This is a genomic window from Listeria rocourtiae subsp. hofi (genome assembly GCF_963575615.1).
GTDB lineage: Bacteria > Bacillota > Bacilli > Lactobacillales > Listeriaceae > Listeria_A > Listeria_A hofi.
Genome location: NZ_CAUYTL010000004.1, coordinates 24837 through 39163, shown reverse-complemented (window position 1 = coordinate 39163; position 14327 = coordinate 24837). Strand labels below are relative to the sequence as shown.

10 protein-coding genes and 1 pseudogene are annotated in these 14327 nt (G+C 40.7%); 9 read left to right on the top strand and 2 right to left on the bottom strand.

All coding sequences use genetic code 11. The features are described 5' to 3' along the window. Window positions 1-286 precede the first annotated feature (286 nt). On the top strand, window positions 287-2632 hold the full coding sequence (locus tag R8925_RS03520; RefSeq protein WP_430534540.1) for a cation-translocating P-type ATPase: 2346 nt from the start codon (window positions 287-289) through the stop codon (window positions 2630-2632). Window positions 2633-2890: 258 nt separating this feature from the next. Here R8925_RS03520 and R8925_RS03515 read toward each other — a convergent pair whose 3' ends face one another. Beyond that, window positions 2891-4246, bottom strand: a complete 1356-nt coding sequence (locus R8925_RS03515; RefSeq protein WP_430534539.1) for an aspartate kinase — start codon at window positions 4244-4246, stop codon at window positions 2891-2893. A 191-nt stretch (window positions 4247-4437) separates the two neighbouring features. Further along, window positions 4438-6399: pseudogene (locus tag R8925_RS03510) on the bottom strand (fructose-bisphosphatase class III). A gap of 155 nt (window positions 6400-6554) precedes the next feature. Between R8925_RS03510 and R8925_RS03505 the strand changes: the two are divergent. From R8925_RS03505 to R8925_RS03470, 8 genes are all read left to right on the top strand, one after another. Further along, window positions 6555-7283 (top strand): gamma-glutamyl-gamma-aminobutyrate hydrolase family protein, encoded by a 729-nt coding sequence (locus R8925_RS03505; RefSeq protein ID WP_430534538.1) that lies wholly within the window; start codon window positions 6555-6557, stop codon window positions 7281-7283. A gap of 67 nt (window positions 7284-7350) precedes the next feature. Then, window positions 7351-7764 carry a phosphate-starvation-inducible protein PsiE gene (gene psiE, locus R8925_RS03500; protein ID WP_430534620.1) on the top strand — a complete coding sequence of 138 codons (414 nt, stop codon included), beginning with the start codon at window positions 7351-7353 and terminating at the stop codon, window positions 7762-7764. 18 nt (window positions 7765-7782) lie between these two features. After that, complete coding sequence (locus tag R8925_RS03495; protein ID WP_430534537.1) at window positions 7783-8385, top strand: short chain dehydrogenase; 603 nt, start codon at window positions 7783-7785, stop codon at window positions 8383-8385. Window positions 8386-8398: 13 nt separating this feature from the next. Continuing rightward, window positions 8399-8776, top strand: a complete 378-nt coding sequence (locus tag R8925_RS03490) for an OsmC family protein (RefSeq protein ID WP_430534536.1) — start codon at window positions 8399-8401, stop codon at window positions 8774-8776. A gap of 278 nt (window positions 8777-9054) precedes the next feature. Continuing rightward, complete coding sequence (locus R8925_RS03485; RefSeq protein WP_430534535.1) at window positions 9055-10338, top strand: glycosyltransferase family 4 protein; 1284 nt, start codon at window positions 9055-9057, stop codon at window positions 10336-10338. Further along, a complete protein-coding gene (locus R8925_RS03480; protein ID WP_430534534.1) occupies window positions 10331-11353 on the top strand; it encodes a glycosyltransferase family 4 protein in 1023 nt (340 codons plus the stop codon). Before R8925_RS03485 ends, R8925_RS03480 begins: the two co-directional genes overlap by 8 nt. Before the next feature lie 6 nt (window positions 11354-11359). After that, on the top strand, window positions 11360-12397 hold the full coding sequence (locus R8925_RS03475; protein WP_430534533.1) for a lysylphosphatidylglycerol synthase transmembrane domain-containing protein: 1038 nt from the start codon (window positions 11360-11362) through the stop codon (window positions 12395-12397). A gap of 114 nt (window positions 12398-12511) precedes the next feature. Beyond that, entirely contained in the window at window positions 12512-14233 is a 1722-nt protein-coding gene (locus tag R8925_RS03470) for an ABC transporter ATP-binding protein (RefSeq protein WP_430534532.1), read from the top strand. Window positions 14234-14327 lie beyond the last annotated feature (94 nt).

Here is a 14327-nt window from a genome sequence, read left to right as displayed (position 1 = left end):
TTTTTTTGGCGCCCGTTCGCTGCCTCTATAACTATTAAACCATGAATACGCCATTTAGGAAATTCAATCTTGTCACGAAAATGGACAGAAATGAAAAAAATGATTTTTAATGATAGCTAATTGTTTAAAAGGGGTAATATATAATATGTCATAAAAATGAGAGAACTTCAAAAAAAATTTTAAAATCTCATCGTATTTTTATCTTCTTTTGATATAATACGGCATAATGAATGTATCGAAGAACTCGTTTTTGCATTGCTATTCTAAAAGAAAAGGATCTGTTGAGATGGAAAATAAAACAAAAACCCCAGCAGGCTTAACTTCAAATGAGGTAGCCGAGCGTATAAAACATGGACAGGTCAATCATGCACTGAAACCTTTAACTAGGAGTGTGCTAGGCATTATTCGAGACAATACGTTTACACTTTTTAATATGATAAATGTCGTTATCGCAAGCTTCATTATTCTCGTTGGGAGCTATCAAAACCTGTTATTTCTGGGTGTTGCGATTAGTAATACGGCGATGGGAATTTTTCAAGAGATTCGGGCGAAGCGAAATATCGATAAGCTAACGATTCTGACGCAAGCGAAAGTGAAGGTTGTGCGTGACGGTGTTGTTCACGAATTGGAGCAGGCTGATCTTGTGCTTGGTGATGTGATGGTGCTGAATCGCGAAGATCAAATTTGTGCGGATGGCATGGTGTTTCAAACGGATGGCTTGGAGGTGGATGAATCTCAATTGACCGGTGAGGCTGAGCCTGTTGTAAAACAAACGGATGATTACGTCATGTCAGGAAGTTATATTGTCAGTGGTCAGGCCTATGTGAAAGTTTCGGCAGTCGGTGAGCATAGCTTTGTTTCAAAAATATCGATGGAAGTGAAGCAGGAAAAACGTCCAGATAGCGAATTAATTCGCTCTATTAAAAAAATTATAAAAGTATTGACGTTTATCATTATTCCAATTGGTTTGGCATTATTTTTCTCAAAGTATCTTCAAGGATTGCCGCTGAAAGAATCGGTATTAGGAACGGCTGCCGCAATGATTGGAATGATTCCAGAGGGGCTCGTACTTTTGACAAGTATTGCGCTTGCGGTTGGTGTTATTAATTTGGCGAAACAGAAGGTACTCGTGAAATCAATGCCGTGTATTGAGACATTGGCACGTGTCGATGTGTTGTGTTTAGATAAAACGGGAACGATTACGGATGGGAAATTGGACGTTACAGATATCGTGTTGAAACATCCGCGCGTGACATCTTCGCAAATTGACGCGAGTGTTGGTGCAATTGTCGGTTCACTTTCGGATAATAATGCAACTAGTATGGCGCTTGGAAAACACTTCACGGAAAATCCTGAATGGCAAATTGAGAAGCGGATTCCGTTTTCTTCCGCGCGTAAATGGAGCGGTTGTAGTTTTACGGAGAAAGGGACGTTTTTAATTGGCGCGCCGGAGTTTATTTTTAGAGATTTATCAGCGGAGAATCGACAAGAGTTAGATGAATATGCGCAACAAGGTTTTCGGGTTTTGGCGGTTGCTCATTCTCAGAAAACGCTGACAGAAAGCGTTTTGCCGGAACAATGTGTGTTACTAGCGTTTATCTTGATTGCGGATAATATTCGTGAGGAAGCCCCCGACACATTTGCCTTTTTCGCTGCGGAAGGAGTTGCGATAAAGGTAATCTCAGGAGACAATCCGGTGACGGTTTCTAATGTTGCTGTTCGTGCAGGCATTGCGAATGGTGATAAATATATTGATATGAGCGAAGTTGCTGCTGAAGCAGATTTAATGCCTATTATTGAAGCTTATACGGTTTTTGGACGGGTGACGCCACATCAAAAGAAGCATCTGATTCAAACGTATAAAAGTCAGGGGCACACTGTTGCGATGACTGGTGATGGCGTGAATGATGTACTTGCTTTAAAAGAGGCGAATTGTAGTATTGCGATGGCAGAAGGTAGTGACGCCGCGCGTAGCGTTTCTGATTTTGTCCTTTTATCAAATAATTTTGATTCGATGATTGATGTAATGCGTGAAGGCAGACGTGTTGTGAATAATATTGAACGTGTGGCATCGCTTTATCTTATTAAAACGATGTATTCAACGGTACTTGCGCTCGCTTTCATTTTCCTGGCAGGTGCGTATCCGTTTCAGCCAATTCAGCTGAGCCCAATTTCAGCGCTAACTGTTGGAATTCCGTCGTTCTTCTTAGCTTTAAAACCTAACTACGCCCGTATAAAAGGGCAATTTCTCCATAAAGTATTGCAAACATCTGTACCGGCAGCGACTTGCGTTATCACATATATCATGCTTATTTTAGGGTTTGGAAATATGCTAGGTTTAAGCTTTGCGCAAACATCGACCATGAATGTTATGTTGACAGGAGCAACGTGTTTTGTCGCATTGATTAGTGTGGGCCATCCATTTGGACGCAAAACAAAAGTACTTATAGTAACAATGATGGCTGCGTTTGTTTGTTTATTCCTATTCGGTGGCAAATTCTTTTCGCTCGTATCGATTTTTGACTGGCAAATGATGCTCATTTATGTACCGCTATTAGTTTCATGTGGTCCATTGTACTGGTTTATTCGTCACACTATTATGCGATTTGGTTGGGCTGGAGCAAGGGACTAATTATTAAAGAACGCAAAAAAATGGGTCTGAGACATAACCTAAAATAAACCGGCGACAAGCGCTCGCATTCAGGAATTTGGCGGACTTCCGGTTCTCATGTACAGTCGTACACTCCGCTTCCGGCTTCCACAAAATCCCCTGAATACAAACGCTTTCGCTCGATTTGTGTCAAGCAAGATTCACATCCTACTCGAAAAAAAGGATTTGTGATATCTTGCTTATTTTGTATGAAAATGAGTTTTGTCCCGTACTCATTGCTTATTCTGCGTGGAAAAATTCATTATATAAGGCACGAACTGCTTTTTTCTCTTGGTCTTCCTTTACGCCGAACATAATACTGACTTCCGAAGATCCTTGGTTTATCATCTCGATATTAATTTTAGCTTCAGATAGTGCTTTTGAAGCTCGCGCTGTTGTTCCGACATTGTGTTTCATCGCTTCACCAACGACCATCACAAGCGCAATCCCGTGTTCGATAATGACTTCATCAGATGAAAGTTCGTTTTTCAAGCGGTCTAAAACAGTGGTCTCTGTCTGATGGTCCATCTGATTTTCTCGCAAAATAATCGTCAAATCATCAATCCCAGAAGGCATGTGCTCATAGGTTAAGCCAACATCTTCTAAAATTTCCAATACTTTACGGCCAAATCCGACCTCGCGATTCATTAAGTACTTAGTAATATAAATGCTACAAAAACCGCCATCGCTTGCAATCCCAACGACTGGGCCATTTGTGTTTTCCCGATGATGAATGACACGTGTCCCTGGAAGCTCGGGCCGATTCGTATTTTTAATTTGTACAGGAATTCCCGCTTGAAAGGCTGGCACAAGCGCTTCATCATGAAACACTGAAAAACCAGCATAGGACAGTTCACGCATCTCGCGGTAAGTCAGCTCTACAATTGCATTCGGTTTATGCACAATGGAGGGATTTACTGCGTACACAGCATCCACATCTGTGAAGTTCTCATAAACTTCCGCTTTCACACCATTTGCCACAATCGCCCCAGTAATATCCGAACCACTACGCGAGAACGTACTGATTTCACCGTCTTTCGTATACCCAAAGAACCCCGGAAAAACAACAATTCCATCACGATCCAATAGTTTATACAAATTATCATAGCTCTCTGGCAGAACCTGAGCATTTCCAGGCTCATCTGTGACAAACAACCCCGCATCTTTTGGATTGACATAGTGCGCTTCGGTTCCTTGACTTCGGAAAAACGCAGCAATTAGTTTGGCATTATTGTCCTCACCACTTGCTTTAATCCGATCCATATAGCGGTCAGGATTGGTTTTATCTGAGGCGAGAAGTTCTTTGAAATCTCTTGTAATTCTCGTCATAATCTCGTTTCCAAGGCCAAGTTCCTCGGCAATCGATGCATAACGTGATAAGACTTCTTGCTCCAAATCTACAGCTTTCTCCCCTAAAAGATGCTTTGCTCCACAGTCAATTAATAAATCCGTGACCTTTACATCATCTGCAAAACGTTTACCAGGAGCTGATACTACAACGAACTTTCGCTTTGAATCATCTACCACGATTTTGTATACTTTTTGTAGCTGCGTAGCCGAAGCCAGCGAACTTCCGCCGAATTTAATAACTTTCATTTTTCACACTCCTGATTTAATTCATTTGGCTAAGTATTCTGTTAATGCGATTGATAAAATGCCTAGACCATATTATCTATCTATTATGAACGTTTTTGCTAGAAAAAACAATATGTTTTTAGAATTATTAAAATTTATTTCCTATAAAAAATCAGAATCCCAATCGAATTAGGATATCTGATTTTTCATAGTTAGTTATGCTGTTCTTTGATTAAACCTTCTCGGTAGGCTCTCAATAAGCATTTTAATTCATCAACTTGTTGGAGCAAGTCTTTTCCTATATCTGTATCGCGAACGAGTCTCCGCTTGGTTTCAGTTTCAATAACTTGGCGTGTGGAGAGGATGTCGGTTTCTTGCTTAATCGCGTCCTCGGTCGATGTAAATGGTTGATGAGATACGAGCTGGAGGCCGAATGAGTTGTAAAGAAGCGTATAGCCTGCAAGACCTGTCGTTTTTTAATAGGCAGGTGAAAAGCCACCATCGATGACTAGCATTTTACCACCAGCCTTAATAGGGCTCTCGCCTTTGCCTTCTTTAACCGGTGTGTGACCGTTAATAATGTGACCGCTAGGATCTAAATCAAATTCGGCCAGAATCTGATGGCATATTTTTTCTTCATTTCGTAGTTTGTAATAGGCGTTTTTCTTCTCAACGTGCGTTTCTTTATTTGCTACAAAGTAACGCTCGAATGTCGTCATCTCACTTTTTCCGAATAAGGAGGAGGCGGCACCGGTCCATAGATACCAAACGATATCAAGTGCATATTTCTTTTCAGGAGTTCCACTTGTTCGGAAATAGCCTTCACGTGCGATTTGTTCAAACTGTTCTAGCAAAGCCCGGCCAGCGTATTTTTCTCCTTTTAATGTCATTGTCATAAAAGTGCCATCTTCGTTCAGTGGGATGCAACCGTGATAGAGTAAGTTGCTATTATACGTCAGAACCATGCTTCCTTTGGCGTATAGAAAGGAGACATGACGTTGTAGTTTTTCGCAATTTTTAAATGAGTATGTGAGTTTATCAATTAACTCGTGTTCTTCTGGCGTTAGTGCGTATGGATCAGCAGGATCAATCGTCGGAAAATGGCGATCTATTAGTGGATAGGTTTTGCCTTTGATATTTACGGTTCCGGCATCGTAATCAATCATATTAAGCAGTAAACGATGCTCCATTTCGAATTCTGGATGGCGTTCTATGATTTCGCCTTCAAGTTTGAACTGAATCACTGCAATTGCTTTATGCATCCGTGCAATCTGGTTAATCTCGGTGGTACTTTGCTCAGTAATTGCAGTTTTCTGTGGCAGGAAGGCTGTGCATGGATCATCACCATAATTCAATTCGGCAAAAATGGCTAATGGGCGAATCGAGATGCCGTAGCTGTCTTCAATAATATCGAGATTAAGGTAACGGCTGGAAATCCGCAACACGTTGGCCAAACAAACACGTGAACCACTCGCAGCGCCCATCCAGAGCATGTCATGATTGCCCCACTGAAAATCAAGGGAATGGTAATCCATCAAAGAGTCCATAATTTTATCTGGGTAAGGTCCGCGATCATAGACGTCGCCAACGATATGTAAATGATCTACTACGAGACGCTGAATCAGTCGCGATAGTGCACCAATGAACTCAGACGCGCGCTCAAGTGAAATAATACTTGTGATAATTTCGTCATAATAAAGTGACTTGTCCATCACGAGCTGATTTTCATGCAGTAATTCTTGTAAAATATATTCAAAGTCAGCGGGCATTGCTTTGCGGACCTTGGAACGAGTATACTTAGAAGAGACGTGAATGCAGAGCTCAATCAATTGAAAAAGCGTATTGCGATACCACAAATCCAGATTTTCTGTTGTTTCTGAAATCAAATCCAGCTTCTGTTCTGGATAGTAGATTAAAGTCGCCAAACTGTTAATTTCGGCCTCCGTCAGCCGATTGCCGAATACATCGTGAATTTTACGTTTGACGACACCGGAGCCGTTACGAATAACTTGTTCAAAAGCCTCATATTCTCCGTGTAAATCGCTTAAAAAATGTTCTGTTCCTTTTGGTAGATTAAGAATTGCTTCTAAATTAATAATTTCTGTGGCGGTACTTGCGATGGTAGGATAGTTACGGGATAACAAACGTAAATATTTAAATTGGTCTGTTTGCATAAATATAATTCCTCCCTTTATAAAAGCCAGATAATATTAATTGGTATAGTTAATTATAGATAACAAAAGTTTATTTCGCAAGGCAGATGATTCGAATTTTGAAAAACGGTTATGTACTATAGTAGAAAGTAAGCTTTGAGAGGATGCGATTGAAAATGACAGTTATTATCGGAATTTCGGGAACACGTCGTAGTATGGAGTTTCCACAAAATATATTTGAGGATCGTGCTACAGTGAATGATACGTATGTTAAGGCCGTTGCAAAAGCGGGAGGTGCACCAATTATTTTACCGGTGACAGAAACAGGTTACGCGAAAGAAATCGTGGAACATATTGATGGCTTGGTACTTACTGGTGGGGATGATATTTCGCCATTCCTATACGGAGAAGAACCGCTAGCATTACTTAGTGGAACGTTACCAGATCGTGATTTATACGAAATGGAATTATTGAAAGAAACGCTAGCTCAAAATAAACCTGTTTTAGCAATCTGTCGCGGTGTTCAGCTGATGAATGTTGCTTTTGGTGGTTCACTTTATCAAGATATTAGTTATGCACCAGGAATTGAGCGCCAGCATTTACAACATACAGATCCAGGTTTTCCAATTCACTCCGTCGTGACAAAAGAAAATTCCGAGTTACGCGCGATTTTTGGCGAGAAGACAATGGTGAATTCATTGCATCATCAAGTAATCAAAACTGTGGCAGCTGAATTTCATGCAACAGCTTGGGCATCGGATGGCGTAATAGAGGCTTTGGAACGCGAAGGAGATTTATTCGTCGTAGGTGTTCAGTGGCACCCTGAAATTATGGTGAAGCAAGACAACGAAATGTGTGCTTTATTCGAAACCTTTATTCAAAAAGTTGAAACGAATAACAAGTAAGCGAATGAATTTTAGGGAAAAATCTGGTACAATAGATAAGCAAACGGGAGGAGTTGGTAATCAGATGATAGAATCTATAAAAAAATGGTCAGATAAAACACCACGGTTATTGCGAGCTGCGCTAAATCTCGCATTAATCCTAGTCGCAGTCATACTTGGTATTGCGATGTTTAAAGAAATTTGGGAAATATTCCATAGTATTTTTTACGATACTTCCGAGAGCTTTTATCAGATTACCGAAGAGATTTTGGTATTCTTCCTTTATTTTGAGTTTTTAGCCTTGATTATTAAATATTTTGAGATGGAATACCATTTTCCACTACGTTATTTTATTTATATTGGTATTACAGCAATCGTTCGCTATATTATTATCGATCATGAAAGTGCGCTGGCGACGTTGCTATTGTCTGGTGCGATTCTTGTACTTTTAGTATCTCTTTTTGTCGCTAACACAAAGACGCTGCGACGGGATATGAATTAGTTCTAGGAGGAATAATAAATGAGGGTATTAGTAGTTGGTGCAACGGGAACGATTGGAAAAGCGATTGTCTCGAAATTGGAGCAGGAGAAACACACGGTTATTACGGCGAGTCGTAAGGGATCAGATGTTGTGATAGATATGACGTCAGTTACGAGTATTCAAGCGATGTATGAGCAGGTCGGGAAAATCGATGCGCTAGTCGTCGCGGCGGGCTCGGCATACTTCGGGCCGCTTGCGACGATGACACCAGAAAACAACGAGCAATCCATTGAAGGTAAGTTAAAAGGACAGATGAATTTAGTCTTGTTAGGATTGGAGCATCTGAACGATGGTGGTAGTTTTACGCTTGTCACGGGCATTATGATGGATGATCCAATCAAACAAGGTGCCTCTGCGGCAATGGTTAACGGAGGAATTCGCGCTTTTGTTAAATCAGCTGCAATTGAAATGCCGCGTTCGATTAGGATTAATAGCGTGAGCCCTAATGTATTGCAAGAGTCTTGGGATAAATATGCAGCCTTTTTTGTTGGTTTTAACCCAGTGCCTGCTGAAAAGGTAGCGCAAGCATTCGTGAAAAGCATTCTTGGAGGCCAAACAGGTCAGAATTATGAAGTTTATTAGGAGGAATTAGGATATGGATATAGTAAGAGGTACGAACGGATTCGATGTGGTACATGAGAACGGAAATTGGCAGTTAAATCGTGATACAGGGTTTTCGCCAACACAAGCAACTGTTGCTTCCGTAGCAGCATGTAGCGGTTATGTGTATGATGCCATTTTAGAAAAAAAGCGGATAGATTACACGATTGAGAATATCCATGCCGATTTTGAGCAGGACCAGGAAGCTGCTGTTCGTGTTTTGAAGAAAATCGAAGTAACATTTACGTTAAAAGTTGCGCCTGAAAACCGAGAAAAAGCAGAAAAAGCGCTGCATCTCGTTAAAAAATCATGTCCTGTTGCGATGTCCTTAGATCCCAAAATCGAGATTCTTGAAAAAGTCATTTTTTCGTAAAAAAAGGCGCAGGTATTAGAAAAAATCAAACCACAGGCCTAGGTAATTTATGCAACAATGTTGCATAATGTAAATATAAGTTGCCAAATGTACCGACATGATAGAAAAATAAAATGATTTTTTGGCTAGAATTTTGTTATAATAAGGATGGACGAGAGAATCCAGTATGTTGTGATAAGTATCAGAACGCGCTTTTAATAGCGACAATAGGCTGGAAAAACAAGCTCGGGTAATGGCACGATGGTATTGTATCATGGTGTGGAGGGAAGGCGAAAACAGTGAACATAGGAATTTTTACAGATACTTTTTTTCCGCAGATTAGCGGTGTAGCGACATCAATTAAGACAATGGAAAAAGAGTTAACCAAACGAGGACACAATGTATATATATTTACAACTTCAGACCCACAGGCTGACTTGGTTGCGGAACAAGGAAAAGTATTCCGTTTTTCGAGTATTCCGTTTGTGTTTTTTCCTGAGCGCCGGATTGCAATGGCGGGAACACAAAAGGTGGCCCGTTTAATTAAACGCTTAGAAATTGATGTTATCCACACCCATACGGAATTTTCAATGGGACTAATCGGGAAAAAGATGGCAAAGAAATTTGATCTTCCTGTTTTGCATACGTATCACACGATGTATGAGGATTACTTACATTATATTGGCAAAGGAAAACTAATTGGGCAGGGCGTTGTACAGAAATTGAGCCGTGCTTTTTGTGAGTCGATGGATACAGTTATTGTGCCAACTGAGAAGGTGCAATTGTCGCTGAGACGCTATGGTGTTAACAACCATATTCGGATAATACCGACTGGCACTGAATTTAAGTCGTTTCGACCAGACCGGTTTGATAAGGATGATTTAGCAGCGACAAAGACTGAACTTGGTCTTTCACCAGAAGATAAGGTTGTTGTTTCGGTCGGACGTGTAGCGCAAGAAAAGGGTATCGATATTATTGTGAGAGCTTTTCCTAGTGTTTTAGAAGAGGTTCCCAATGCAAAATTGTTAATCGTTGGCGATGGCCCAGCGCGTGCGGAGCTTGAGGAGCTGGCGTTTACAGAAGGTGTTTCTAAATCGGTTATCTTTGCAGGTGAACGTGATTGGGAAACAATTGGTCGTTTTTATCAACTAGGAGATGTATTTGTAAGTGCGTCGACATCTGAAACGCAAGGTATGACGTATATTGAGGCGATGGCTTCTGGCATTCCGGTGATTGCAAAAGCAGATCGGAGTAACGAAAACCTGATTTTGAATCGGAAAACAGGTCGTAGTTTTAGAGCTGATTGGGAGTTACCTGGGGTGATATGTGATATGTTACAACAGCCTGAGGTAGCGAATCGATTGGTGGCTCAAGCGTTACAACACATCGGTAGTTTTTCGGCGGAACGATTTGGTGCGAATGTAGAGCAACTGTATATGGAAATATGCGAGAATTATGGCTGGGTAGATGGAGAAAGGACATATGAACCACTTGATCAGTACACGGTTAACAATTATGTTTTAAGTATTCCGGCGGCGGTTCTGCAAAAACGAGAGAAGAAAGTGAGAAAATATCATGAATAGAATTACGATGCTATCCTCTGCGGAAAAGGTAAAAGGACAGGGGGTAGCTTCTGCTTACCGAGAATTAATTAATTTAATGACGACGCATCATGCGGATAAGTACGACGTGGCTATTAATACATATCGTAAATCTGAGATAACCCACTATCATACGATTGATTTTCCATTCTTTTTATCAACGTTTGCGAAAAAAAGGCGTGGTGTGATGGTTGGCTACGTGCATTTTTTGCCGGAGACATTGGATGAGAGTTTGAAGTTACCTTGGATTGCGAAAAAAATTTTTTATACGTATGTGATTCTTTTTTATAAGCGAATGGACGTGCTTGTCGTGGTAAATCCGTCGTTTATACCGCAGTTAATCGCATATGGTATACCAGAGGAGAAGATTAAGTACATTCCGAATTTTGTGTCTGCGAATACATTTTATCCAATGGCAACAGATGAAAAAGTGAGTCTGCGTGAGCAACATGGTATCGCGCCAGATGCGTTTGTGGCGATTGGAGTTGGGCAAGTGCAGCATCGTAAAGGTGTACTTGATTTTATTGAAGTTGCGAAACAGTTGCCGGAGATGCAGTTTATTTGGGCTGGTGGTTTTTCGTTCGGGAAAATTACAGCCGGTTATAAAGAGTTGAAAGAGATTTATGATCATCCGCCTGCGAATGTGCAGTTTCCTGGAATCGTTGAGCGTGAGGATATGAATACTTATTATAATATGGCCGATGTACTATTCTTGCCGTCGTTTAATGAGCTGTTCCCGATGGCGATTTTGGAAGGTATGAGTAGCGGACTTTCGGTTTTACTTCGTGATTTGGAGCTTTACGAGGGAATTCTCGCGGGTAATTATATCGAGGCCTCTGATGTAGCTGGTTTTAAGGCGCAGTTAGAACGGATGGCAACAGATGGTGCGTATTTAGAAGTGGCTAAAGAGGGTGCTAAAAAAGGTGCGACGTATTATTCAGAAGCCAGGCTAACAGGATTATGGCAGGAATTTTATGATGGGCTTTTGAAAGGATAGAGGTTGATGAGCAAAAGTACGAGCCGGCATGTAATGAGTATTTTGCTAGTCGTTGCGATTAGCGTTGGGTTCATTTATTTCCAATTTAAAGATGTGAAGTGGAGTACGGTTATTGATGTACTGAGGCATGTGAATTTGATTTACATTGGAATAGCTTGTTTGGCGATGTTTTTATACTGGTGGTTGGAATCGCTTGTGTTGCATCGTTTTGCAAAGCAGGCTGATTCGACATTGAAGCTCAGGACGTCATTTCGAATCACGATGATTGGCCAATTCTTTAATTCGGTGACGCCGTTTGCGAGTGGTGGGCAGCCGGCACAGCTCTATTTATTGACACGGCGGAAAATTGATATTGGATTGGCGAGCTCGGTTTTACTGATTAAGTTTATTATTTATCAGGCGATGATTGTCGCAACGTTTATTTTCTTTCTGATTGTTGGTTTTCCATTATTGGGGCATACGACGTTCGAGATTAAATATTTGATTCTAATTGGCTTTGTTATTAATTTGGTTGTTATTATAGGATTGATTATAGTGGCAAAAAGTGAACGAGTGGCGTCTGTGATTGTGCATATTCTTTTGAAGCCTGCACTTTTATTCGTTAAAAAGGAAAAGCGTGAAGGGATTCGTGAAAATGCGGACAGTAAGATTGCTTCATTTCATGAGGAGAGCTTGCGTTTTAGCGGGGATAAACGTCTGATTTGGGAATGCACAGCATATACGGTTTTACAATTGTTGTTTTATTTGAGTATTCCCTATTTTGTTTTATTGAGCATGGGCGTGACAGATGTTGGCTTGTTGACGGTGATGACATATCATGCGTTTGTGATGAAGCTATCGTCATCGATTCCGACACCTGGTGGCAGTGGTGGTGCGGAGTATAGTTTCACATCATTTTTCGGTATGGTGCTTAGTCCGGATAAATTGGTGATTGGTTTGATATTATGGCGTTTGATTACGTATTATAGTTGTACAATTTTTGGCGCGATTGCGATGATTCCTTTCGGGCGGCGAAAAAATCGGCAATTGGGTGGAAATAAGTGAACAAGGATGAGTTCTCATGAAAATGGGAACTTTTTTTCGTTGAGAATCGTTATCATCTAGGCGGATTCCGATTTTTTTGATATAATAGAATTTCTGTGAAGGGGGAGATTTACTTTGTTGAGACGTTTTTTTGGTTATTACAGGCCTTATAAGCTTTTATTTATAGTTGATTTTGGTTGTGCGGTAATTGCGGCGCTTCTGGAGTTAGCGTTTCCAGTGGCAGTGAATCAAGTAATTGATAAATTGTTGCCAAATAAGGACTGGGGTTTGATTGTCACAGCGGCTTTGGCATTGTTGTTTTTTTATTTTTTAAATATGTTCATGCAGTATATTGTGACGTATTGGGGACATATGTTGGGGCTTAATATCGAGACGGATATGCGGCGGGATTTGTTTGCACATTTGCAGAAGCAACCATTTGAGTATTATGATAATCAAAAAACGGGGAAATTGATGTCGCGGATGACGACGGATTTGTTTGAAATTGGCGAAGTGGCGCATCATGGACCAGAGGATATTTTTATTTCGATTATGTCGCTTGTTGGGGCGTTTTTATTGATGATGACGATTAACGTGAAACTTGCGGTGATGACAATTATACTTGTACCGATTTTGGGTGTGTTGATTATTGCGTTCAATAAAAAAATGACGGGTGTCAATACGCAAATTTTTAAGGATTTAGGTAGTTTTAATGCAGGTGTTGAGAATGCGATTAGTGGTGTGCGAGTGGTTCAGGCGTTTGCTAATGAAGGCTTTGAACGGGAACGTTTTGGTTTATTGAACGAGACGTATCGTAGGTCGAAATTGATGTTTTATAAGGTTATGGGATTTAGTTTCTCATTTAACTACTTTTTGATGAGACTGATTACGTTATTTGCGCTTTTTTTTGGGTCATATTTTGTGATTAATGATGAGATTTCGTATGGGCAATTTGTAAGTTTTATTTTGCTGACGAATGTGTTTATGCGACCGATTGAGAAGTTTAATGCGGTGATTGAGAGTTATCCGAAAGGGATTGCTGGATTTAAGCGATTTATCGATGTGATTGATACAGAGCCGACGATTGTGGATCGTGTAGATGCAACAAATGTCGAGCACTTGCATGGCGATATCCAATATAAACATGTGTCATTCCAATATGATTCTGGAAAAACAGTGCTGAATGGGATTGAGTTAGAGGTGAAGGCGGGCGAGACGGTTGCATTTGTTGGACCTTCTGGGGCTGGGAAAACAACAATTTGTAACTTGTTGCCGCGTTTTTATGATGTGACAGACGGTGCGATTTTGATTGATGGGATGGATATTCAATCGATGACGCTTGCTTCGTTAAGGGCGCAAATCGGTGTTGTACAGCAAGATGTGTTCTTGTTTTCGGGATCAATTCGGGAGAACATCGCATATGGAAAATTAGATGCAACGGACGAGGAGATTTTGTATGTGGTGAAGTTAGCGCATTTAGAAAAGGTTGTAGATGAGATGTCAAATGGGCTGGATACGATTATCGGTGAGCGTGGTGTGAAGCTTTCTGGTGGTCAGAAGCAGCGACTTGCGATTGCACGGATGTTCTTGAAAAACCCACCAATTTTGATTTTAGATGAGGCAACATCAGCGCTTGATACAGAGACGGAACTTGTTATACAGCAGTCGTTAGATGAACTGGCAAAAGGCAGAACGACATTGATTATCGCGCATCGCTTGGCAACGATTAAACATGCAGATCGGATTATTGTTGTAAATGAGTCGGGTATTGCAGAGCAAGGAACTCATGAGGAGTTGATTGCGAAAAAAGGCGCGTACCGCAATTTGCATGATGCTCAGTTCTCAAAAAATGAATGATTAGTAGAAAAGAGCAGGGATTTTTTATGTTAATCCCTGCTCTTTTTTTGCTTAAAATGGAAAATAAATATAAATTAAAAGGCTTATTGACTTT